Raw genomic sequence first — 24,436 nt, forward strand, 5'->3', positions numbered from 1 at the left:
TGAGTGAAGCTGCAATTAGTAGCAGTTGGCACCAAAATGCCTGACTGGGTGCAAATCGGCTTTACCGAGTACCTGCGTCGTTTTCCCAAGGATATGCCATTCGAACTGGTAGAAATTCCTGCGGGAAAACGCAGCAAAAATGCCGATATCAAACGCATTCTCGAAAAAGAAGGCGAAATGATGTTGGCTGCAGCCGGCAAGGGCAACCGAATTGTCACGCTGGATATCCCAGGGCAACCTTGGGATACACCGCACCTTGCCGTGCAGCTTGAACGCTGGAAACAGGATGGTAGAGATGTAAGCTTGCTGATTGGCGGCCCAGAAGGACTCGCTCCAGCATGCAAAGCTGCGGCAGAGCAAAGCTGGTCACTGTCCACTCTGACAATGCCACATCCTTTAGTTCGGGTGCTGGTAGCAGAAAGCCTCTACCGTGCGTGGAGCATTACGACCAACCATCCTTATCACCGTGAGTAGATATCGTCAGGTAGAACAAAGCTGCGGATGAAATTACAGAATTCTTTTCGTGACTATACAGCTGAGTCTGCGCTTTTTGTGCGCCGGGCGCTGGTCGCGTTTCTAGGCATTTTGGTGCTAAGCGGTGTGCTTGTCGCCAACCTTTATAATTTACAAATCGTCCGTTTCACTGACTACCAAACTCGCTCGAATGAAAACCGCATAAAACTGGTCCCCATTCCGCCTAGCCGCGGCATTATCTACGATCGCAACGGCACACCACTCGCCCTCAACCGCACCATTTACCAAGTGGAAATGATGCCTGAGAAAGTGGACGACGTGCAGGCGACGCTTGAAGCGTTACGTTCAGTCGTAGATTTAACTGACGACGATATTGCCAACTTTAAGAAAGAGCGAGCACGTTCTCATCGCTTCACCTCTATTCCGGTGAAAACCAACCTCACCGAAGTGCAGGTTGCCCGTTTTGCCGTGAATCAGTACCGTTTCCCGGGTGTTGAGGTCAAGGGCTATAAACGTCGTTTCTACCCCTATGGCTCAGCACTGACACATGTCATTGGCTACGTTTCCAAAATTAACGATAAAGACGTTGAACGCCTTGATAAAGACGGCAAGCTGGCAAACTACGCCTCAACGCATGATATCGGCAAGCTCGGTATTGAACGTTATTACGAAGATGTCTTGCATGGCAAGACTGGTTATGAAGAAGTTGAAGTCAACAACCGTGGCCGTGTCATTCGCCAGCTCAAGGAAGTGCCGCCACAAGCTGGGCACGATATCTATCTGACTATCGACCTTAAGCTACAGAATTACATTGAAACCTTATTAGCAGGAAGCCGTGCAGCAGTTGTGGTCACCGACCCACGCACCGGCGGCATTCTGGCGCTTGTTTCGATGCCAAGTTACAACCCGAACTTGTTCGTTGATGGCATCTCAAGCAAAGACTATTCCGGTTTGCTCAATGACCCGAACACGCCGCTTATTAACCGTGCAACGCAAGGGGTTTACCCTCCGGCTTCCACGGTGAAACCGTATATGGCGGTATCCGCGTTAAGTGCTGGGGTAATCACCCGCAATACTTCCCTCTTTGACCCAGGCTGGTGGCAGTTACCTGGTTCTGAAAAACGCTATCGTGACTGGAAAAAGTGGGGCCACGGCCGCCTGAACGTCACCAAAGCGCTTGAAGAATCCGCTGATACCTATTTCTATCAGGTCGCTTACGACATGGGCATCGACCGTATGGGCGAGTGGATGCGTAAGTTTGGCTACGGGCACTATACCGGTATCGATCTCTCTGAAGAGAGGTCCGGCAACATGCCAACACGCGAATGGAAGCAGAAACGCTTTAAAAAGCCATGGTATCAGGGTGACACAATTCCTGTTGGTATCGGCCAGGGCTACTGGACCGCGACTCCGATTCAAATGAGCAAAGCAATGATGATCCTGATTAACGACGGCATCGTTCGTGTCCCTCATTTTTTGTCGAGCACCGTTGAGAACGGCAAAAAAGTGCCGTGGCAGCAGCCGGTTCAACCGCCGGTTGGCGATATTCACTCAGGTTACTGGGAAATTGCCAAAGATGGGATGTATGGCGTAGCCAACCGCCCTAACGGTACAGCCCATAAATACTTTGCCAATGCACCGTACAAGATTGCTGCGAAATCAGGGACGGCACAGGTCTTTGGTCTGAAAGCTAATGAAACTTATAACGCTCATAAAATTGCTGAACGCTTACGCGACCATAAACTGATGACCGCTTTCGCTCCATACGATAACCCACAGGTTTCCGTCACCATGATTCTGGAAAACGGCGGCGCAGGCCCCGCTGTAGGCACCATCATGCGCCAGATCCTCGACCATATTATGCTTGGGGACGACAATACGGTTCTGCCTACTGAAGCACCGGCAGCAGCAGGTGCAGAGGATCAATAACCATGACTGATAATCCAAATAAAAAGTCGTTCTGGGATAAAATCCACATCGATCCGCTCTTCCTTGTGACCGTTCTGGCACTGCTTATCTTTAGTGCGCTGGTAATCTGGAGCGCCAGTGGCCAGGACATGGACATGATGGAGCGTAAAATTGGCCAGATCCTGATGGGGCTGGTTGTGATGATCGTGATGGCGCAAATCCCGCCTCGCGTGTACGAAGGCTGGGCTCCTTATCTGTATATTGTCTGCATAATATTATTGGTGGCGGTGGATGCGTTTGGAGCGATATCCAAAGGTGCACAACGCTGGCTTGACCTCGGTATTGTGCGTTTCCAGCCGTCCGAAATCGCAAAAATTGCCGTGCCGCTGATGGTGGCGCGCTTTATTAACCGCGATGTCTGCCCACCAACACTGAAGAATACCGGCATCGCGCTGATACTCATTTTCATGCCGACGCTGCTGGTTGCCGCTCAGCCCGATCTGGGAACGTCTATTCTCATTGCCGCATCAGGACTGTTCGTGCTGTTCTTATCCGGTATGAGCTGGAAACTTATCGGTGTTGCCGTGCTATTGGTTGCCGCCTTTATTCCGATTCTGTGGTTCTTCCTGATGCACGATTACCAACGTGCACGCGTAATGATGCTGCTTGATCCGGAAAGTGACCCTCTCGGTGCTGGCTATCATATTATTCAGTCTAAAATTGCTATTGGTTCTGGCGGATTACGTGGCAAAGGTTGGTTACACGGAACACAGTCGCAACTCGAATTCTTACCCGAACGCCACACTGACTTTATCTTTGCAGTACTTGCCGAAGAGCTAGGCTTGGTGGGTGTTCTGGTGTTACTGGCGCTCTATCTATTGCTTATTATGCGCGGCCTTATCATTGCCGCTCGTGCTCAGACCACATTTGGTCGAGTAATGGCTGGTGGGCTGATGTTGATTTTATTCGTATATGTGTTTGTTAACATTGGTATGGTTAGTGGTATCTTACCGGTGGTCGGCGTACCTTTGCCGCTGGTGAGCTACGGGGGCTCGGCCCTGATCGTTCTGATGGCCGGGTTTGGTATCGTGATGTCGATACATACCCACAGAAAAATGTTATCAAAAAGCGTGTAAGTGGATGAGGTGCGTAATGGTTAAGCGTTGGCTTGGGATCTGTGTCGTTGCTGCAATACTGGCTGGCTGCTCGTCTGATGACGGTGATCAACAACAGGTAAACCAGCAACCGCAACCGGCGGTGTGTAATGGACCGACGGTTGAGATAAGCGGTGCGGAACCGCGCTTTGAACCGTTGAATCCTTCGGCTAATCAGGATTACGAAAATAACGGTAAACGCTACAAAATCGTGCAGAATCCGGCAAACTTTAGCCAGGCAGGTTTTGCCGCTATTTATGATGCGGAACCCGGTAGCAACCTGACAGCATCAGGCGAGCCATTTGATGCGACTGCCCTGACTGCTGCCCATCCAACACTTCCTATTCCAAGCTATGCGCGTATCACAAACCTCGCAAATGGGCGCATGATTGTCGTGCGTATTAACGATCGTGGTCCTTATGGCAATGATCGTGTCATTTCATTATCACGCGCCGCAGCCGACCGTTTGAACAACTCAAACAACACCAAAGTACGCATCGACCCAATTATTGTTGCCCAGGATGGTTCCATGTCCGGACCTGGGACTGTGTGTACAACTGTTGCCAAACAGACCTACATCCTCCCCGCTCGCCCTGATTTAAGTGGTGGAATGGGCAGTGCTTCTTCAGGAATGCCAACAGAAGCTCCGCAAGGTGAAGTACGCGCCATTAGTAACTCCTCACTGAAAAGTGAAGACACAACCGGAGCCCCAGTAAATAGCAGTGGTTTCTTAGGTGCTGCAACTCCACTGGCCCCCGGCGTGATTGAAAATGACCAGCCTGTAGTTGCCACGGCTCCTGCAGTAGCAGCAACACCAGTTCAAACGGCAGCACATGTACAACAAAATGCACCGGTTACTGCGCCAGGCTCAGTTCAGGGTAACGTACAGACAGCAGCTCCAGTTGCCACAGCTTCCGGGCGTTATGTCGTTCAGGTCGGTGCAGTCAGCGATCAGACTCGTGCAACTCAGTGGCAGCAAAAACTTAGCCAGCAATTTGGCGTGCCGGGCAAGGTTTCCACTAACGGTGCTATGTTCCGTGTACAGCTTGGGCCATTTGGCAGTCGGAACGAAGCTGCTGCTGTGCAACAACGTTTAATGAGCGAAGCCCAGCAGCAATCTTTCATCACTAACGCACCCGCTATGTAAGTGGTTGTGTCTGGCATCCGTCGTGCGTCAATTAATGTAAATTCCATTAACAAATGATGCGCAAAGACGGATGCCAGCAAAAATCGCTTTTGCTATAGTAAGGCACTTTTTTTATTCCCATCATGGATGTCGTTGTTCTAATCATGAATACAGCCCCTTCTTTTCGTTTTGTTAAACGCCTGGCGCTCACTACGGCCCTCACTCTTTCGGGGATGGCTGTCGCACACGCTGACGACCTGAACATTAAAACCATGATCCCAGGCGTCCCGCAGATTGATGCGGAAGCGTACATCCTGATCGATTACAACTCCGGTAAAGTACTGGCCGAGTCTAATGCTGATACACGTCGTGATCCTGCAAGCCTGACCAAAATGATGACCAGCTACGTCATCGGTCAAGCGATGAAAGCCGGTAAATTTAACGAAAGCTCGATTGTGACTGTTGGACAGGATGCATGGGCGACCGGTAATCCGGTATTTAAAGGTTCATCATTGATGTTCCTGAAACCTGGCATGCAGGTGCCAGTATCTCAGCTGATTCGCGGTATTAACCTGCAATCAGGTAACGATGCATGTGTTGCAATGGCCGATTTCGTGGCCGGCAGCCAGGATGCATTTGTTGGCCTGATGAATAGCTATGTTTCCGCATTGGGTCTGAAGAATACCCATTTCGGGACCGTACACGGTCTCGATGCCGAAGGCCAATTCAGCTCAGCGCGTGATATGGCGTTGATTGGCCAGGCGCTGATTCGCGATGTGCCGAACGAATACGCTATCTACAAAGAGAAAGAGTTCACCTTCAACAATATCCGCCAGACAAACCGTAACGGCTTGCTGTGGGATACCAGCCTGCAAGTTGATGGCATCAAAACTGGTCATACCGATGCCGCAGGTTATAACCTGGTGGCCTCTGCAACTGAAGGCCAGATGCGCCTGATTTCTGCAGTACTTGGTGGACGTACGTACAAAGGTCGTGAAACCGAAAGCAAAAAACTGCTGACCTGGGGTTTCCGTTTCTTTGAAACTGTCTCACCACTGAAAGCCGGTAAAGAGTTTGCTTCTGAGCCAGCCTGGTTTGGTGATAACGACCGTGCATCGCTCGGGGTTGATAAAGACGTTTATCTGACAATCCCTCGTGGCCGCATGAAAGATCTGAAAGCGAGCTATGTACTTAACACCACTGAACTGCATGCACCACTGCAGAAAAACCAGGTTGTTGGTACCATCAATTTCCAACTCGATGGAAAAACTATCGAGCAACGCCCACTGGTTGTCCTTCAGGAAATGCCAGAAGGTAATTTCTTCAGTCGTATCATTGATTACATCAAACTGACATTCCATCATTGGTTTGGTTAATAATTGAACACTTGAAAGAATAGAAGTCATCCCCATATACTATGAATCAAAGCAACTCCCGCCCCTCCTGGCGGGAGTTATCATTTTTAATGCCGTAACGCTGGAGCTACCATGAAAACCAATCTGAAAGAATTGCTCGAATTCCCGACTCCCTTTACTTACAAAGTGATGGGTTTGGCGAAACCCGAGCTGGTTGATTTGGTCATTGAGGTGGTGCAGCGCCACGCACCTGGTGACTACACCCCGCAGGTTAAACCGAGCAGCAAAGGTAATTACCATTCTGTATCGGTTACCATTAAAGCGACTCACATTGAGCAAGTTGAGACCCTATACGAAGAGCTCGGCAAGATCGAAATCGTTCGTATGGTGCTGTAATTCATACCCGGCCAATAGGCCGGGTACTGCTTTTTGCCCCGGTGATATATACTCCCTCATCTTTCTAACCTGCCGGAGACGATGTTTTGTCTCAAGATACTATTCAAATCCGCCAACTTGGCCTGCAACCCTACGAACCCATTTCTCAGGCGATGCATGATTTTACCGATACCCGTGATGAAACGACCGCCGATGAAATTTGGCTGGTAGAACACGAGCGTGTCTTTACACAAGGCCAGGCAGGTAAAGCGGAGCACGTGCTCGTTCCTGGTGATATACCCGTGATTCAAAGCGACCGGGGCGGCCAGGTCACTTACCATGGACCAGGTCAGCAAGTGATGTACGTGTTGCTTAATCTTAAACGTCGTAAGCTCGGTGTTCGGGAACTGGTCACCATTCTTGAGCAAACCGTGGTCAATACCCTTGCAGAATTACAGATAGAAGCTTATCCACGCGCGGATGCTCCTGGTGTCTATGTTGATGGACGTAAGATTTGCTCTCTGGGTTTACGTATTCGTAAGGGCTGTTCATTTCACGGGCTGGCATTGAATATTGATATGGATCTCAGCCCTTTTCTGCGAATCAACCCTTGTGGATATGCAGGTCTTGAGATGACACAGGTCAGTTCACTACGCGCTGGAACGTCACTTGAAGATGTACAACCATTGCTCATCAATAAATTCATCGAGTTATTGAATAATCCGCCGGTTAAATACTTACCTGCTTAGTATTTATTATTCTGACAACTGCATCCTGCACAAATTATAGGCTGCGTAGTCACATCGACCTCCCGGCGGTTGCTATGAGGTCGATTTGCTAATTGTTAACCTCGAAAAGCGCACAATCCAACAACTCATTTACAATTCTTTCCCCATTTACTGCTCTGTCAGGCTGATTTATTCCCTTCAGTGATGATATACTTCGGGCGCTATTAAAAAATAGTTGATAAATAAAACATTCGATTAGCCTGATTTTTTTCAGCAACTGGAACACGTACGATATGAGTAAACCTATTGTAATGGAACGCGGCGTCAAGTATCGCGACGCCGATAAAATGGCTCTGATCCCGGTTAAAAACGTGGTCACTGAGCGCCAGGAGCTGTTAAGAAAACCAGAATGGATGAAGATCAAACTTCCATCTGATTCGACCCGAATTCAGGGTATCAAAGCGGCAATGCGTAAAAATGGTCTGCACTCTGTGTGTGAAGAAGCTTCCTGCCCTAATCTGGCGGAATGTTTCAACCACGGAACGGCAACCTTTATGATTCTTGGTGCAATCTGCACTCGTCGCTGCCCATTCTGCGATGTGGCTCATGGTCGCCCTGTTGCACCAGATGCCAATGAACCAGCCAAATTGGCCCAAACTATCGCTGACATGGCATTACGTTATGTCGTCATCACATCAGTTGACCGTGATGACCTGCGCGACGGTGGAGCTCAACATTTTGCCGATTGCATAAGCGCAATTCGCGAAAAAAATCCGACCATCAAAATTGAAACATTAGTGCCTGATTTCCGTGGACGAATGGACAAAGCGCTAGAAATTCTTACCGCCACGCCGCCTGATGTGTTCAACCACAACCTGGAAAACGTACCGCGTATTTATCGCAAAGTACGTCCTGGCGCTGACTACAACTGGTCGCTGAAATTGTTGGAGCGTTTTAAAGAAGCGCATCCTGATATCCCAACCAAGTCAGGTTTGATGGTAGGTTTAGGCGAAACGAACGCAGAAATTGTGGAAGTGATGCGCGACCTACGTCGCCACGGCGTCACTATGTTGACTCTGGGCCAATATTTACAGCCAAGCCGTCATCACTTGCCAGTGCAGCGTTATGTTAGCCCTGACGAGTTCGAAGAGATGAAAGCAGAAGCTCTGGCTATGGGCTTTACCCATGCAGCTTGCGGCCCGTTTGTTCGCTCTTCATACCACGCAGATCTACAAGCTAAAGGTATGGAAGTTAAATAACGATGTAACAAATCGTTACCTTTAATTTGCGCCAAGCACAAAAAAACCGGCATAAATGATGCCGGTTTTTTTATATCTGGTCGAAAGCTGCGTCGTGATCAGTCTTTATGCGTAATACGGTCAGTTGTTGCATCCGTATCGTTGGCAGACTTAGCGGTAGTCTCGTCTTCATTCATGGCTTTCTTGAAGCCCTTGATTGCCGAGCCGAGATCACCACCCAGGGTGCGCAACTTCTTGGTGCCAAATAACAAAACAATCAGCGCACCGACCACCAACAACTTTGTAATACTAATCTCACCCATAACAACCTTCTTTAATCATGCGTGCCGTGGATACGGCGAACAATACACTGAGACAATTAACGGTCATTTTCTCGCACGATACAATAGCAACCTGTAACAAGTTGAATCAAGATCGACTTAAAAAACATCATAACAATTTGGGTAAGCCAAACCGGCGGTTTTTCAAGACAGGTAACATGGCCCTTACTTCAGTTAAATATTCGCTATCCAACTCAGCATAGATCAAAGCCGGTCGCTGATTTGCCGATGCAATGACAACGCCGAGCGGATCCACAACTCGACTATGACCAATGTTTTTATTACCGCATTCACCTGATGCCACAACATAACATGTGGTATCAAGTGCACGAGCCGCCAGTAACGTTGACCAATGCATCTCTTTATTTGGGCCACGTAACCATGCCGCAGGTAAGACTAAAATATCAGCGCCCGCTAAAGCCAGACTCAAAGCCATCTCCGGAAAACGCAGATCGTAGCAGGTCATTAACCCCACTTTAAAACCTGCGACCTCAATTAATGGTGGCAATACATCACCCGCATCAACCAGGCGCGATTCTTGTACATTAAACGCATCATAGAGATGAAGTTTCTGATACCGAGCTATCACCTCGCCGCCACGAATTACCAGCAAAGTATTTGCCGCACGGCCCACCGTGGTTTTGATATGCAATGTCAGTATGGTGGTCAGATTATCATTACGACTCTGCTCGCAAAGCTTATCGATAAATTCGTCGTCCATTGTTTGCGCTGATTTTACTGATAAATCGGGGTCGCTATCATCACGAGCCAGGACAGCTTCGGGTAATACCAGCAATTGTGCCCCTGCTGCTCGCGCTTGCGTCATCAACTCCTGGCAGGTTTGTACATTTTCCTGCCATACCTTGCTCACCGCAAATTGCCCTACTACAACTTTCATTGTCATCTCTCAACAGGCTGCGAATAATTTCAGTATACCGGGTGTGAAACTTCCCATGCTGAAGTTACACTCAAGCACTTTAAAATAAGAACGAACAGGAAACTATCGTGTTGCAGATGCTTTTAGCCGTGTTTATTGGCGGTGGGACAGGAAGTGTTGTGCGTTGGTTATTGAGTATGAAGCTCAACCCAGTACATGCGGCGATTCCCGTCGGGACATTGACTGCAAACCTGGTCGGCGCGTTTATTATTGGGCTTGGGCTGGCGCTGTTTACCAGAATGACTCACCTCGACCCTGTCTGGAAACTGTTAATCACCACAGGTTTTTGCGGAGGCCTTACGACGTTTTCAACTTTCTCGGCAGAAGTTGTTTTCTTATTACAAGATGGGCGTCTGGCCTGGGCTGGATTGAATATGCTGATTAACCTCGCAGGTTCACTCACCATGACTGCCGTCGCATTTTGGTTAGTTTCTTTAGCCTACGGTCATTGATTCAAGCCACGTTAAGGTTAGCTTAATTTTTGTCTGCCACTCTGGATCAAAATGAGTGTGAGGCAAACTTATGAAAGAACGTGTTGCGGGATGGACAGCGGTGCTGATGAGCACGCTGATTGTGATGTGCTTTGTGAAAGTTTATCTTTTCCCTTAAATTTAAAGCAAAAAAAACCCGCCTTAGCGGGTTTTTATATTCTACTGGTAAAGCCTTAGATAGGCATTACGTTTGCAGCAGATGGGCCTTTGGCACCGTTAGTGATTTCAAACTCAACGCGCTGACCTTCAGCCAGGGTTTTGAAACCATTGCTCTGGATTGCAGAGAAGTGTACGAACACGTCTTTGCTACCATCTTCCGGAGTAATGAAGCCAAAGCCTTTTGACTCGTTAAACCACTTAACGTTACCTTTAATCTTAGACATCTAAATTACCTTTACATGAAAAACGACACAAATGCTGTGTCGGGCATCAGTACACCAATTGTGATGGATTTTGTCCAGCCCAGAATTGCTAAAAAGTGATAAAAATTACTACCTATTTTAAAAACTGTGCAGCAGTCCGTATTTTTGAATACCAGACAGCAAAAATACGCGATTTGTATGATTCCAGACTACCAATGCCCATCAGAATTGGAAGCGTACCCAGGCAAAGTAAACGTTACCGTTGTTGTACGTGCCGGGTATATAAGTCATCTGGAACGTTGCAGGGCCATAACCTACCGATGCCAAAGGTAGAATCACGGGAATCGGAATGTAGTTCCAGTTATCACGCGCTGTTGCCCCCAGTGTATAGCCCAGACCAAGACGGAAGTTATCATCAGTCAAAGGACGCCAGATCTTCTCCCAGCCATAGCCACCGATAGGTTCCCATTTGTTATAGGAATCTTTGAACGCCATCAGATATAAACCATGCCAGTTACCGCTGTCATCCCAACGCGTTTGCCCGAACCCAATACCCCAAGGCCGTTCGTTATAGCGATCTGTTTTTTCTTTATCGTAGGCAAAGCGAGCATGCCAGGTTATTGCGGGCACATATAAATCATAATGTTGCGGCTCGTTCCACGTTTGTGAAACGTTATCAGACAAAGTATTCCAGGCGTCACCTAATACATTATTTTGGCTCGCCATTGCAGCAGGCGGCACCATTAATGGTGATGCAAAAATAATAAAAGAAAAGATAATTTTATTTGTTAGAGTCACATTGATTTCCACTTCAAAATCCAATACACAGCCTAACAAATTATATATTAACAAAAGCTAAATAAACCTATGGCTAATTCCTAAAAAACCCTTTCACGCCTATTTGAACATCCCATAAAAGTCACCCCTATTGTTTTTTTCAAGCTAAAAAAAACAACAGGGGCAACCGACTATTATTTATGTTTTTTTAGTAACACATAAATTGCTGGGATGACCAACATCGATAGCAATGGAGCGGTAATCATGCCGCCAATCATCGGAGCCGCAATGCGGCGCATTACTTCTGATCCAGTACCATCGCCCCACATAATCGGCAATAAACCCGCCATTATCGTCGCAACAGTCATCACTTTTGGCCTGACGCGTAGCACTGCTCCCTCATGTAGGGCGCGCATTAGCATGGGTTTTCCTCCCTGTGGATCTAGCGCTTTATGCCTCGCAATCGCTTGATTTAAATAAAGTACCATTATTACGCCAAATTCAGCTGCTACCCCAGCCAATGCAATAAATCCTACCGCACCCGCAACGGATAAATTATATCCCAGCAAATATAGCAACCAGACACCACCAATGAGTGAGAATGGTAAAGTCCCCATTATTAACAACGCATCACTTACACGGGAGAATGTTACATAAAGCAAGACGAAAATAATAACCAGGGTGAATGGTAAGACTATTCTTAATTTAGCACTCGCGCGCTCCAAATATTCAAATTGACCAGACCAGGATAATGAGACGCCGTCAGGTAATTTCACCTGCTGGGAAACTGTACGCTGCATATCTTCCACTGCTGATTTTAAATCGCGTCCACGTAAATCCACATAAACCCAATTAGATAAACGGGCATTTTCACTTTTCAACATTGGTGGGCCATCAGTGATGCTGATGTCTGCCAATTCAGAAAGCGCAATCTGGCTACCATTTGCGGTAATTACCGGCAAGTTTTGCAATTTTTGGACGTTGTCACGTATTTCGCGTGGGTAGCGAACGTTGATCGGATAGCGTTCACGTCCCTCAATCGTTTCACCGATATTTTGCCCACCAATCACCGTTGCGACTAATGACTGTAACTCTTTGACTGAGACGCCATAGCGCGCCGCTTTAAGCCTGTCGATATTAATATCAACATAGCGCCCGCCACCGAGTCGTTCCGCAAGAGCGGATGTGACACCAGGAACTTGCTTCACCACCCGCTCGATTTGCTCAGCCACCTGCTCAATAGCGGCAATATTATTGCCATTTACTTTAATGCCTACCGGGCTTTTGATACCCGTCGCTAACATGTCCAGGCGGTTACGGATAGGTGGCACCCAAACGTTAGCAATCCCCGGTACTTTCACCACGCTATCGAGTTCACTAACCAGCTTGTCCATCGTCATTCCTGGCCGCCATTGATCGCGCGGTTTAAAACGAATAGTGGTCTCGATCATGGTCAGCGGCGCAGGATCGGTTGCGGTATCTGCGCGCCCAGCTTTACCAAATACCGTCGCCACTTCAGGTACGGTTTTGATTAAGCGGTCTGTCTGTTGCAGTAAACGTCCGGCTTCACGTGCGGAAATACCCGGCAGCGTTGATGGCATATACAGCAAATCACCTTCATCAAGCGGCGGCATAAACTCACTTCCAAGTCGGCTCAGCGGCCATAACGTCGCCAGTAATACTAACCCTGCAACCAACAGCGTGGTTTTCGGGCGCGCCAGCACTTTATCCAGCAGTGGTTCATAGGCGGCTATCAGCCAACGGTTGATAGGGTTAGCCTTCTCATCAGGAATTTTTCCGCGAATGAAATAGCCCATCAGCACCGGTACCAGCGTGATACCCAACCCCGCAGCAACAGCCATAGCGTAGGTTTTGGTAAACGCCAGTGGGGAGAACATGCGCCCTTCTTGTGCTTCGAGGGAAAACACAGGAATAAAGGAGAGCGTGATAATCAGCAAACTACAGAACAATGCCGGCCCCACTTCCACCGCCGCCTGCTCAGAAATTCGCCAGTAATCAGCACCAGAAGGTTGCTTATCAGGATTATCATGCCGCCACTGTTCCAGCACTTTATGCATATTTTCAATCATCACGATCGCGGCATCAACCATTGCCCCAATCGCAATGGCTATCCCGCCCAGCGACATAATATTGGCGTTCACCCCCTGGTAGTGCATGACGATAAACGCGCCCAGAATCCCCAGCGGCAGGGTTATCATCGCCACAAGTGCGGAACGGAAATGGAACAAGAATAGTGCGCAGATAATTGCCACTACGATGAACTCTTCCAGCAACTTGTGGGAGAGTGTTTCAATAGCATTTTCAATCAGATGTGAGCGGTCATATACCGGAACGATTTCGACACCCGCAGGCAAACTCTTCTGAACTTGCTGGAGCTTCGCTTTTACCGCATTAATCGTATCCAGCGCATTTTTACCGTAGCGCATTACGATGATGCCGCCCGCAACCTCGCCTTCACCATTAAATTCCGCTACGCCACGCCGAATTTCAGGCCCCATGCGCAGTGTTGCTACATCGCTCAATAACACCGGCACGCCTTCACGTGTGGTGATCACTACCTGTTTAAAATCATTCAGGTTCTTCAGGTAACCTGCTGTGCGCACCATATATTCGGCTTCACCCATTTCGATGACCGAACCGCCACCTTCCTGGTTAGCACTTTGCACTGCACTAATAACTTGTTGATGTGTGATGTTCAGCGCCCGCATGCGCTGTGGATCGAGAACAATTTGGTACTGTCGAACCATGCCGCCTACGCTCGCAACTTCCGAAACGTTCGGCACAGTTTTTAGCTCAAATTTAAGCGTCCAGTCTTGAAGAGCGCGTAAATCTGCCAGGCTATGTTTGCCGGTTCTGTCCACCAGCGCATATTCATAAACCCAACCCACTCCCGTCGCATCCGGCCCTAACGAAGCTTTAGCTTCAGGGGGTAACTGAGACTGAACCTGGCTTAAATACTCCAGAACCCGCGAGCGCGCCCAGTAAGGATCGGTGCCATCTTCAAACAAAATGTAGACATATGAGTCACCAAACATCGAAAAACCGCGCACAGTTTTCGCGCCTGGTACCGAAAGCATGGTAGTGGTAAGCGGATAAGTAACCTGATCCTCAACAACTTGTGGCGCTTTGCCTGGGTAATTAATACGAATGATCACCTGTACGTCAGAGAGATCTGGCAGCGCATCCAGCGGTGCGCGTTGCAACGACCAAATTCCCCACGCCGCCATCATGATCGCCACAAGCAACACCAGCAGCCGATTTTTAAGTGACCAGCGAATAACGGCAGCAATCATTTCATTGCCCCCGCCATCGGCATCAGATGAGTGATTACTGCGCCATGTTCGTCATCCATTGTGAAACTGAACATCACGTTGTCGCCAACCTTTACACCCTGCGCGTCAGCCGCCGATTTCAGTGCGAAGTCCATGGTCATCGCCCCCCACTTCAACGCCGCAATAGGCTTATGCGCAAGGGTGACAGCATCATCAGTAATTTCTTTCACCACTGCCTCGCCTTGGTATTCCTGGGTGGCAGTAGTTGCAACTATCTCCTGTGGCAATGCGCTGCGAAGGCTTGCTTCGGAATCAATCAGGAACTGCCCGGAGGTCACAACTTTATCGCCCTCTTTCAATCCTTGTTTAATCTCAACCCAGCCATTTTGCGCCGCCCCAACCACTACATTCACCGGGTTGAAATGACCATCATCCTGAGCGACTAACACCCGGCTATTGCTGCCCGTTTCAATCATCGCCTCTTCTGGAATAGCCAGAACTGGAGGGAGATTAAGCTGCCTGGCTAGTTTCACATTGAGATACATCCCCGGCTTGAGCTTCATTTGCGGATTGTCCAGCACGATGCGCGCTTTAAGCGTTCGGGTAGTCGTTTCCATATTGGGTAACAACTCACTCACTCGCCCATGGAAAACCTCACCAGGCCAGCTGTCACTTGCGGCCTGAATTTCACTCCCCACTTGCAGCACCTGGGCCTGGGTTTGCGGGTAATCAATCACAATCCACACAGATTCGAGGCTGGCAATTTCAAATAAAGGCGCTGTTGCCGCGACCTGCGCACCCTCGCGTGTATCTAGCTTATTGATGTAGCCTGCTTGTTTAGCACGCACCGTCACACGAGTTTGCGGTTTCCCGGTTTTCTCCACCTGGCGAATTATTTCCGCAGGCATAAACTGGAGTTGCAGACGTTCTCGAGCGGCGGTACTTAATGCGCCATCTCCCAAACGACGCACCGCCAGATACTCTTGCTGTGCGGCCGTCCATTCAGGTATCCACAACTGCGCAAGTGGTTCACCCGCTTTGACGAATTGCTGCGGCGCATTAACAAACAACTTCTCAACAACGCCATTGGCACTGGCCGGAATAATCTGCACGCTACGTTCATCTGTAGAGACAGTAGCAAAAGCATCAAATTGATATTCCAGGGTTTTCTTCTCAACCAACGCAGTTTTGATTCCGAGGTTTTGTTGTTGGCGAGCGCTTACCGTCACACCACCATCTTCGGTAGCTTCATCGGCATAACGCGGTACTAAGTCCATATCCATAAACGGCGATTTACCCGGCTTATCAAAGCGCTGACCTGGCGTCATCGGGTCGTACCAATAAAGAACTTTTCGTTCTGGCTGAACAACTTGTGTAGTTGTGGTGGAATGGCTTTGTTTACCCGCGTAATACCCAGCGCCAAGTGCCGCCGCGATAGTGAGCGCTGACAATGAAATTTTCGTTATGGTGTTCATTATTGGTTGTTTTCCTGTGGCGTCAGATAACGAATGGCGGCCCAGGTTTCAGCCACATTTTTTTCTGCACTATGCGCGGTCAGTTCGGTATCAAGCAAAGTACGGCGAGCATTGAGTAAGTCGGAGAGGGTCGATTGCCCAGAACGGTATTGCGCTTCAACCAGCGAGAGGCGCTGGCGCTGCAGAGGCAATATTTCATCTTGCTGGCGCAACCAGAGTGTTTGGGCTGCCTGATACTGCGCGACAAGTGTGCGCACCAGTGCTACACGCTCACGATTCGCCAATGCTAATTGGTCGTTGGCTTCCATAGATCGGGACATATCTGCCGCAAGGTCTTTATCCTGACGCTGCGATTTAAACATGGGTAAATCGACGGTAAACATCACGCCAGCCATGTCATCGTAATCATCCGCACGATGAGCATAAAAAACCTCAACACCGACGTTCGGTTTCGCCGCTACCGCTGACTGTGCCGAACGAGCTTTGGCTACATCGGCCTCGCGCGCCGCCTCAATCACTTCCGGGTGCTGCCCGACATTTTGTTCCAGTAATGCCGGATCTGCAGGCAAACGCTGATAACGCGGCAACGTACCGCTAGTTTTATCAATCTGTTTACCCGTCAATTGCAGTAAGCGCGTCTGGGCCAGAGCTACATCACGCTGCGCGAGCGTGACTTTGTCCTCCATCCCTAAGAGCGTCATGCGAATATCCACAACGCTTGAAGCCGGTGAACTACCGCTAGCGACTGTCGCTTTTTGCACACCCACCTGGCGCTCGGTTTCGCCCACCAGTTTTTGCGCCGTTGTAAGCACTTTTTGCGATAACGCCAGATCAAGCCAGGCCTGAGCAGTCGTTTTTTGTAATGTCGTCCGAATCACTTCGGCTTTGGCTGCGCTGCTGGCGGATTGAGCCAAAATAGTTTCGGCTTTACGGTCGCGTTTATCCTCGCTGACATACTCCTGCATGACGCTAATGCGTTGCATGGTCATGCCTTCACGAGTAAATCGATGGCTATTGCTGCCCTGCACCGGGACATTTTCAATGCCAAATTTCAATTTAGGGTCAGGTAGCTGGCGTGCGGAATCAGCCATTGAACTCAGCGCATCGCTCTGATTACGGTTAGCGGACAGTTCAGCGGAATAATTTTCAGCAGCGAACAGGGTCTGTTGCAGGCTGAACTCTGCCGCATTTGCGGCAGAGACAGACACAGCAAACAGCACCCCGCCGAGCCACAAGCTCAAGGAATGTTGTTTCATGATGACCTCAGTTACTTAGTCGGGGTAACCGAAGCGATTTTGTAGCCTTCAGACTGCTGGCTGAAGGTGAAGTCAACCGTTTCACCAGCTTTCACCACCGGCAATGCTCCCGCTTCAGGCAAGCTGAATGTCATGGTCATTGCTGGCCAGTTAAGGACCGCGATAGGTTGATGGGCGATGGAAATGGAATCGTTGGTGACTTTCTTTACCACACCATGGCCGTGGTAAACCTCAGCGGCCATTGGCTGAGCCATCGACATTTCATGATTCATATCGTGAGAAGCGGCGTGAGCCACGGTAAAGAAAGTAGATACAGACAGCGCAACGGCCATGAAGAAACGTGCAGAAATAGCAGACATAAAAATCTCCAGAACTAAAGTCAAAGGATGAAATCCGTAAGGGATGAACCAAGACAGTGCTGGAGTTATTCTCTAAAACGACAAAACCGTATTGTGGCCGGAGGGCCAGTTGCAGGCGGGGTTAATAAGGCAACCGAGGTAACCGTTTCGGTACATTCGGGGATCACTAAGGCCAGAGTGTCGGTGACCGGTAATGCGGCCAAAGCACTATAGCCGTTATCTTTTTGCATCACGTCCGGAATGCAGTGTTTATCACACAGCGTTCCCTTCGCTTTCACCATATCCCAATGGTTTTTCATCAGCATATGCTCGCTATGCTGAACGGAAAGGGATGGCGCACTAATTTCTACCGGGCAGTCATGCGATGCCACTGCGACCTGGCTGTTGACAAACAGCCAGCCAAACGCCAACAGCAGCATCAAAAGATGCTTTCTGAGGAAGCGTAAACGGCTTGTCGACCAGAAAGTGGATTGCAACTTGGTTACCCCAAAATATACGAGGCGGCAGTATAAGCATTAGACCTTTTTATTTTAAAGAGATTTTTGGTTGCTTTACATTTAGATGGGTAATTAACAATTATGTAATATAATTTTAATTAAATAATCCTCATGTGATTATTAACAGAGCAATAAGCGATATAAATATATACCGCTAATCAATAAGTAAATGTCATAATTGCAATGCTGCCGACAAAAGTGTCATAGCAGCAGAACGAAGCTTACTAAATTTGATGCTCATCAGAAATCTGCTCGAACGATTCAGGCAGATTGGCACCGTTTTCGCCGACGACTGCAAAGCGTCTTATTTTTTTATTTTCTGGCATGGCGTTGCGTTCAGGTACTACTCACCCGCTTCAATGGGTAAAGATGCCGAACGCGACAGGGGACTCAAATGCTAACTACTCTTGAATTACTTATTGGGGTTGTGGTTATTGTCGGTGTAGCTCGCTACATCATCAAGGGCTACTCCGCGACCGGCGTATTATTCGTCGGTGGTTTAACATTACTGATTATAAGTGCCCTGATGGGCCACAAGGTTTTACCTGGCAATGCCGAAAGCACCGGGTATACCGCAACCGATATTGTTGAATATGTCAAAATCCTGCTGATGAGCCGCGGTGGCGATCTCGGCATGATGATCATGATGCTGTGCGGTTTTGCAGCTTATATGACACATATCGGCGCCAACGATATGGTGGTTAAGCTTGCATCTAAGCCGCTGAAATTAATCAACTCACCCTATATTCTGATGATCGCCGCTTATTTCGTGGCTTGTCTTATGTCACTGGCGGTTTCATCTGCAACCGGCCTGGGTGTGTTGTTGATGGCAACGTTGTTCCCGGTTATGGTGAACGTGGGGATTAGTCGTGGTGCGGCGGCAGCAATTTGTGCTTCTCCTGCGGCAATCATCCTGTCTCCAACTTCTGGCGACGTAGTGCTGGCGGCAAAAGCTGCAGAAATGTCATTGGTTGATTTTGCCTTTAAAACCACCGTGCCAATTTCTATCGCTGCCATTATTGCCATGGCGATTGCCCACTTCTTCTGGCAGCGCTACCTGGATAAAAAAGAAAACGTCAGCCACGAAATGCTCGATGTCAGCGAAATCCAGACTACTGCACCTTCTTTCTATGCCATTCTGCCATTTACACCAATTATCGGCGTGCTGATTTTCGACGGCAAATGGGGTCCACAGCTGCATATCATCTCTATTTTGGTGATCTGTATTCTGATTGCCGCGGTGATTGAATTCTTCCGCAGCTTCAAAGCACAAACCGTTTTCTCCGGCCTTGAAGTCTGCTATCGCGGGATGGCTGATGCCTTCGCAAACGTGGTTATGCTGTTGGTTGCTGCGGGTGTATTTGCACAAGGCCTTAGCACTATCGGCTTTATCCAGAGCCTAATCTCAATTGCTACCTCGTTCGGTTCAGCAAGTATCATTCTGATGCTGGTGCTGGTCGTACTCACCATGCTGGCAGCAATGACTACCGGCTCCGGTAACGCACCGTTCTATGCCTTTGTCGAGATGATCCCTAAACTGGCTCACTCATCTGGTATCAACCCTGCATACCTGGCGATTCCGATGCTGCAAGCCTCCAATCTTGGACGCACCATTTCTCCGGTTTCCGGTGTGGTTGTTGCGGTTGCGGGTATGGCAAAAATCTCTCCATTCGAAGTGGTAAAACGTACGTCAGTACCCGTTGCTGTTGGTCTGATTGTCGTGATTATTGCCACCGAAATTCTGGTGCCGTCTGCAGCTATTCTGCCTTAATCTTTAGCTTTGCAATAAGCGCCTCATTGAGGCGCTTTTTTTATGTTTAAATAAAGTGACTTCTGGAAGCCCGAGCGAGAAAACGATGAAATTAATGTGGCAAAACACGCTAATCCTGACTTCCCTACTGGCCACCAGCCATCTGTCACAAGCGGAAGAACTCACCGCCAAACAGTATGCCGATTTCGACCGTTACGTGTTGGCTCTGTCCTGGCAAACCGGTTTTTGCCAGAGCATGCATGAGCGTAACCGCAACGAACCTGCCGAATGTAAAACGCAGCAAGAGCAAAATGACAAGCGCACTTTCTTAACCGTGCACGGCCTGTGGCCTGGTTTGCCAAAATCAGTTGCGGCGCGAGGCGTGGATGAAAAACGGTGGATGCGCTACGGCTGTTCAACCCGCCCGGTGCCGAACATGGCCGAAGCTCGCGGTTCGCAAAAATGCCAGGCGCCAGCACCTGCGCTATCAACAGATATCGCCAGCAAACTTGCGGGCGTCATGCCAGGGGCTGGAGGTCAGTCGTGCCTTGAACGCTATGAGTTCGCAAAACATGGCGTGTGTTTTGGTTTTAACCCCAATGCCTATTTCGGCACCATGGTTCGCCTGAACAATGAATTCAAACAAAGCGCTTTCGGTGATTTTTTGGCAACAAACTACGGCAAAATCGTCACGCGAAAAGCGTTCAATAAAGCGTTGGAAAAGAGCTGGGGAAGTGATGCGGTGAAGGCGGTAAAACTGACCTGTAACGGTAACCCTGCATACCTGACGGAAATGCAAATCTCGCTGGCAGCGGCAAAAATTAATAGCCCGCTTAATGAAAGCTCGTTTGCCACACAAAGAAATCCAGGCAACTGCGCGAAGCAGTTCCGCCTGGATGCTGTGGGTTACTGACGGTTAAGCAACGTGTGGTTGTTTAGCCGACTCATCTGCGACTGGCTTTCCATTATCTGGAGTCAGATCGCAGTTCTTTGGTAACGTCAGGGTTATCAGTGCAGCAATCACCAACGAACCAGCCAGGGCGCAGACTGCCATGTTCTGCCCGTAGAGATAAATCATCATCCCCACCAACCATGGGCCGCAGAAGCCCCCCAGGTTACCTAAACCGTTAATTACACCACGTGCCCCGCCGGCAACTTCTGGAGATGCAATTCGACCCGGAATCGACCAGAACGGACTGGTTGCAGCCTTCAGGAAGAACCCGCACACCACTAAAGCAATGTAGGCCGCAATAATGTTATGACGTAAAACTACCGATGCCAGCAACGCCGCGGCAAAGCACAACAGTGAAATCATCACCCACAGTCGGCGTTTACCTGTTTTATCGCTCAGCATTGAAATGACATAGATACCGATAATCGTCGCGACAAACGGCACTATAGCCAACAGCCCAACACCCGCCATATTCGCACCGGTAAGATTTTTGAGGATGGTCGGCAGCCACAGCGTGTAGCCGTAATCACCGGTTTGGTAGAAAAAGTTAAGTGCCACCAGCTTCATTAGACTGCTGTTACGAAATACGTCGCGCAACGGTGCATTACTTACCGGCTGCTTCAGGCTTCGCGCCTGACGGTCGCGTTCAAATTCCGCCAGCAGGTATTCACGCTCTGCAGCAGGTAACCAGCGAGCTTCCTGCGGGCGATCACTAATCAGCCACCACCATACAGCCAACACCACAATCGACAGCAGGCCTTCGATGATAAACAGCCAGCGCCAGTCCAGACTCTGAATAATCGCACCCGAGATTGGCGCTGTTACCATACCGCCGATGGGAGCGAACATCATGACAAAAGCATTAGCACGCCCAATCTCACGGTCCGGGAACCAGTTGCTGATCATCGTCAGCACAACTGGCAGCATCCCCCCCTCGGCGACACCAAGCACAAACCGTAGAACTAAGACCTGATAGTGGTTGGTGACAAAACCTGTGGCGACAGAAACGATAGCCCACGCCACCAGCGACCAGGCGATAAACCGTTTACCACTACCGTTCACCGCCGCACGCCCACCGGGGATCTGCAAGAAAAGATAACCGATGAAAAATATCCCACTGGTGAGACCTGCCATTTGGCTGGTTATATCTAAATCAGCCTCCATTCCACCGGGAAGTGCGAAACTAATATTCACCCGATCCATAAAAGAAATAATACAGGCGATTAAAATAGGCGCGACCACGCGCCACCAGCGAGTGCCGGGGATTTTCTTTTCCATGGTATTTATCCGTGACAATAAAAGTCATTGCCCTTTTTAATAAAGGGCTCCGGGAATTAATTAATACGGTGCGGCAGAACCTTATGATTGAAATAAGCCTCAACGTTTTCAAATACGATATTACTCATACGCTGGCGTGTTTCATGTGTGGCGCTGGCAACATGCGGTTGTAATACCACATTCTCCATACAGATTAATTCAGCAGGTACATTAGGTTCATTCACAAAAACGTCCAGCCCAGCACCGGAAATATCACCATTTTGTAAGGCGGTAATTAAGTCATGCTCATTGAGAATACTGCCGCGAGCGATATTAATGACCAACGCATGTTTAGGCAGTACCTCGAATACTTGTCGATTCACAATGCCGTGACTTGCCTTGCCACCCGATACCGCAACAATAAAGAAGTCACTATTGCGGGCAAGACTTAATACATCTTCACACCAGTGATACGGCAGCGAGCTATCCATTTCGCGATCGGTGTAATAAATTTCCATATCAAAGCCGATGGCACGACGGGCAATGGCTCGGCCAATATTCCCCATCCCAAAAATTCCGATACGTTTACGGCTCACCTGGGTTGCTAATGCAGGGCTTTCCTGGAGCCAACGCCCTTCTCGTACAAAGCGGTCACCCTGGCAAAGTTGACGAGCGCTACTCAACAGCAAACCGAAAGCCAGGTCGGCGACATCATCAGTGAGCGCACCGGCAGTAATGGTCACCGCAATATCGCGACGGCGAGCATATTCAAGATCCACCGCATCAGTGCCGACACCAAAAATGGCAATCACACCAACCTGAGGCAGATTTTCCAGCACGGCGGTAGTCACGCCGATATCACCCCGCGTCACAACAGCACCAATTTGTGCGCCGTTGTCAGCAAGCCAGGCCGCAGCGTCAGACTGCTGGTAAAGGCGATGAACGGTGTAATGAGTGTCCAGCTGCTGCTGAAGTGCATCCATCACTGGAGCAATAAGTAATACGTGTTGGGTAGGTTGCGACATGGTTCCCCCGGTTAAGTCAGCTAAGTCAATATTTCTGCTTAACATCAAAGCCTTTTTAAGCGCAGGGTTTTGCGACGTAGGTCACGCCAATCCATGTTAGAAAACCGTGTTACCGTTAGCGTGATCGCTTCAGCATTTAAGCGACTAAAGCGTGCCGCCAAGAGATAAGCGATAGTGCAAATCGACTTGTTCAATTGTTGGTTGTTTATTGATTTTCTTCAACAAAATTTCCGTGGCGACTTTCCCTATCTCAAAGCGTGGCGTGACAACACTGGCAAGTTTTGGAACCGTGACCTGGCCGATTTCCAGGCCGTGAAAACCAGCAATTCCCATCTGTTCCGGCACACGAATGTTGGCAGCCTGGCATTCTTGTAACACGCCTGCGGCGAGATCGTCATTAGTACATAAAATACCGTCCATCTCCGGGTACATCTGGCGCGCCATCGCCATCATTCCTGTTCCTACGCTTACAGAAGAAACTTTATTTGGCATTAGCCGTCCGTCAGTCAAACCCGCGTCAGCCATGGCTTTGCAATACCCTTCATACCGCTTGATATCACGCACATCGGCCATCGAACCTAGATAGATAATGCGCTTCTTGCCGCTGGCAATCAGCATATTGGTCATATCAAATCCGGCCCGGAAGTTATCAAAGCCGACGTTAATGCGCCCGCTACCAAATACCAGGTCCATCACTTCAGCCACAGGGATTCCGGCAGCACTTAAATACTTCTCAGTCCGCAGCGTATGCACGGTTTCCGTCAGGATAAGTCCCGCAACGTTAAAACCCAGCACTGTGGCAATTTGTTCTTCTTCGCGCTCGCGGTCGTAATCGTAATTAACCACCAGCGTCTGGTAACCCATCGGCTTTGTTACGGATTCAATACCTGCCAGTAAATCGGCAAAAATCTGGTTATTAAAGGAGGGAATAATGACGCCGATTCGCGGCTGCATATTGCTCGCCAAGGCTCTGTTTTCAGGGTCAGGCATATAATTGACTTCCGCCATAACTTCAGCAATTCGGGCGGCAGTTTCCGGGGCGACTTTATCCGGCGTGCGCAAATAACGGCTGACGGTCATTTTTGTCACCCCCGCAAGGGCGGCAATGTCCTGCAATGTAATGCGCTGGTACTTCATCTGGTTTTCCTGATAACCCGCGGGAAAAGGATTATGCCTCGCATCCTTAACAAAAGAAAAGCTACCACACTTCACACTCCAGGTATCATGCGGGCGTAACACCTTTCGCAGTGATCTACTTCACAGTTTTACCCGCTCTGAACCGCTTTGATAAGGGATATTAAATACG

General features: G+C 49.1%; 23 protein-coding genes. 11 read left to right on the forward strand and 12 right to left on the reverse strand.

Annotated elements, in window-relative coordinates; genetic code table 11:
- The first annotated feature begins 3 nt into the window (after positions 1-3).
- From rlmH to lipA, 8 genes are all read left to right on the forward strand, one after another.
- Positions 4-474: a 23S rRNA (pseudouridine(1915)-N(3))-methyltransferase RlmH gene (gene rlmH / locus EDF88_RS07345; RefSeq protein ID WP_064517027.1), complete on the forward strand. Its 471-nt coding sequence runs from the start codon at positions 4-6 to the stop codon at positions 472-474.
- A gap of 27 nt (positions 475-501) precedes the next feature.
- On the forward strand, positions 502-2,403 hold the full coding sequence (gene mrdA, locus EDF88_RS07350) for a peptidoglycan DD-transpeptidase MrdA (protein WP_134183787.1): 1,902 nt from the start codon (positions 502-504) through the stop codon (positions 2,401-2,403).
- A 2-nt stretch (positions 2,404-2,405) separates the two neighbouring features.
- Positions 2,406-3,518 (forward strand): peptidoglycan glycosyltransferase MrdB, encoded by a 1,113-nt coding sequence (mrdB, locus tag EDF88_RS07355; protein WP_064557196.1) that lies wholly within the window; start codon positions 2,406-2,408, stop codon positions 3,516-3,518.
- Between the two features lie 16 nt (positions 3,519-3,534).
- Complete coding sequence (rlpA, locus tag EDF88_RS07360) at positions 3,535-4,683, forward strand: endolytic peptidoglycan transglycosylase RlpA (RefSeq protein WP_134183789.1); 1,149 nt, start codon at positions 3,535-3,537, stop codon at positions 4,681-4,683.
- A gap of 143 nt (positions 4,684-4,826) precedes the next feature.
- Positions 4,827-6,038, forward strand: a complete 1,212-nt coding sequence (dacA, locus tag EDF88_RS07365) for a D-alanyl-D-alanine carboxypeptidase DacA (protein ID WP_034457229.1) — start codon at positions 4,827-4,829, stop codon at positions 6,036-6,038.
- Between the two features lie 111 nt (positions 6,039-6,149).
- Positions 6,150-6,413, forward strand: coding sequence for a DUF493 family protein YbeD (ybeD, locus tag EDF88_RS07370; protein ID WP_034456720.1), 264 nt, complete (start codon positions 6,150-6,152; stop codon positions 6,411-6,413).
- 86 nt (positions 6,414-6,499) lie between these two features.
- Entirely contained in the window at positions 6,500-7,141 is a 642-nt protein-coding gene (gene lipB, locus EDF88_RS07375) for a lipoyl(octanoyl) transferase LipB (RefSeq protein ID WP_134183791.1), read from the forward strand.
- A gap of 272 nt (positions 7,142-7,413) precedes the next feature.
- Positions 7,414-8,379, forward strand: a complete 966-nt coding sequence (gene lipA, locus EDF88_RS07380) for a lipoyl synthase (protein WP_064517014.1) — start codon at positions 7,414-7,416, stop codon at positions 8,377-8,379.
- Positions 8,380-8,477: 98 nt separating this feature from the next.
- Here the strand turns inward: lipA and tatE are convergent, their stop codons facing one another.
- Positions 8,478-8,681, reverse strand: coding sequence for a twin-arginine translocase subunit TatE (gene tatE / locus EDF88_RS07385; RefSeq protein ID WP_064517012.1), 204 nt, complete (start codon positions 8,679-8,681; stop codon positions 8,478-8,480).
- A 127-nt stretch (positions 8,682-8,808) separates the two neighbouring features.
- Positions 8,809-9,597, reverse strand: coding sequence for a deaminated glutathione amidase (locus EDF88_RS07390; protein WP_134183793.1), 789 nt, complete (start codon positions 9,595-9,597; stop codon positions 8,809-8,811).
- A gap of 107 nt (positions 9,598-9,704) precedes the next feature.
- On the opposite strand from EDF88_RS07390, the gene crcB reads away from it, so the two are divergent.
- Positions 9,705-10,088, forward strand: coding sequence for a fluoride efflux transporter CrcB (crcB, locus tag EDF88_RS07395; protein ID WP_064517008.1), 384 nt, complete (start codon positions 9,705-9,707; stop codon positions 10,086-10,088).
- A 212-nt stretch (positions 10,089-10,300) separates the two neighbouring features.
- Here crcB and cspE read toward each other — a convergent pair whose 3' ends face one another.
- From cspE to EDF88_RS07430, 7 genes are all read right to left on the reverse strand, one after another.
- Positions 10,301-10,510, reverse strand: coding sequence for a transcription antiterminator/RNA stability regulator CspE (cspE, locus tag EDF88_RS07400; protein WP_004100146.1), 210 nt, complete (start codon positions 10,508-10,510; stop codon positions 10,301-10,303).
- Between the two features lie 201 nt (positions 10,511-10,711).
- The gene (gene pagP / locus EDF88_RS07405) at positions 10,712-11,269 is read right to left on the reverse strand and encodes a lipid IV(A) palmitoyltransferase PagP (protein WP_279586334.1); all 558 of its coding nucleotides are present in this window, start codon (positions 11,267-11,269) and stop codon (positions 10,712-10,714) included.
- Between the two features lie 191 nt (positions 11,270-11,460).
- Positions 11,461-14,580 (reverse strand): efflux RND transporter permease subunit, encoded by a 3,120-nt coding sequence (locus EDF88_RS07410; protein WP_134183795.1) that lies wholly within the window; start codon positions 14,578-14,580, stop codon positions 11,461-11,463.
- Positions 14,577-16,034, reverse strand: a complete 1,458-nt coding sequence (locus EDF88_RS07415; protein WP_134183797.1) for an efflux RND transporter periplasmic adaptor subunit — start codon at positions 16,032-16,034, stop codon at positions 14,577-14,579. The genes EDF88_RS07410 and EDF88_RS07415 overlap by 4 nt, the downstream gene beginning before the upstream one ends.
- Positions 16,034-17,290 (reverse strand): TolC family protein, encoded by a 1,257-nt coding sequence (locus tag EDF88_RS07420; protein ID WP_134183799.1) that lies wholly within the window; start codon positions 17,288-17,290, stop codon positions 16,034-16,036. The genes EDF88_RS07415 and EDF88_RS07420 overlap by 1 nt, the downstream gene beginning before the upstream one ends.
- An 11-nt stretch (positions 17,291-17,301) precedes the next feature.
- Positions 17,302-17,649, reverse strand: coding sequence for a copper-binding protein (locus tag EDF88_RS07425; protein ID WP_134183801.1), 348 nt, complete (start codon positions 17,647-17,649; stop codon positions 17,302-17,304).
- A gap of 65 nt (positions 17,650-17,714) precedes the next feature.
- Entirely contained in the window at positions 17,715-18,125 is a 411-nt protein-coding gene (locus EDF88_RS07430) for a DUF2946 domain-containing protein (protein WP_243839595.1), read from the reverse strand.
- Between the two features lie 415 nt (positions 18,126-18,540).
- On the opposite strand from EDF88_RS07430, the gene dcuC reads away from it, so the two are divergent.
- Both dcuC and rna read left to right on the forward strand, forming a co-directional pair.
- Positions 18,541-19,917: an anaerobic C4-dicarboxylate transporter DcuC gene (dcuC, locus tag EDF88_RS07435; RefSeq protein WP_034456731.1), complete on the forward strand. Its 1,377-nt coding sequence runs from the start codon at positions 18,541-18,543 to the stop codon at positions 19,915-19,917.
- An 85-nt stretch (positions 19,918-20,002) separates the two neighbouring features.
- Positions 20,003-20,809 carry a ribonuclease I gene (gene rna, locus EDF88_RS07440; protein ID WP_134183803.1) on the forward strand — a complete coding sequence of 269 codons (807 nt, stop codon included), beginning with the start codon at positions 20,003-20,005 and terminating at the stop codon, positions 20,807-20,809.
- 3 nt (positions 20,810-20,812) lie between these two features.
- Here the strand turns inward: rna and EDF88_RS07445 are convergent, their stop codons facing one another.
- From EDF88_RS07445 to EDF88_RS07455, 3 genes are all read right to left on the reverse strand, one after another.
- Positions 20,813-22,126 (reverse strand): MFS transporter, encoded by a 1,314-nt coding sequence (locus EDF88_RS07445; protein ID WP_134183805.1) that lies wholly within the window; start codon positions 22,124-22,126, stop codon positions 20,813-20,815.
- A 56-nt stretch (positions 22,127-22,182) separates the two neighbouring features.
- Positions 22,183-23,130 carry a 2-hydroxyacid dehydrogenase gene (locus tag EDF88_RS07450; RefSeq protein ID WP_134183807.1) on the reverse strand — a complete coding sequence of 316 codons (948 nt, stop codon included), beginning with the start codon at positions 23,128-23,130 and terminating at the stop codon, positions 22,183-22,185.
- A gap of 144 nt (positions 23,131-23,274) precedes the next feature.
- Entirely contained in the window at positions 23,275-24,267 is a 993-nt protein-coding gene (locus tag EDF88_RS07455) for a LacI family DNA-binding transcriptional regulator (protein WP_134183809.1), read from the reverse strand.
- Positions 24,268-24,436: the final 169 nt, after the last annotated feature.

The sequence above is a fragment of the Buttiauxella sp. BIGb0552 genome (assembly GCF_004366275.1).
In the GTDB taxonomy this organism is placed as follows: domain Bacteria; phylum Pseudomonadota; class Gammaproteobacteria; order Enterobacterales; family Enterobacteriaceae; genus Buttiauxella; species Buttiauxella gaviniae.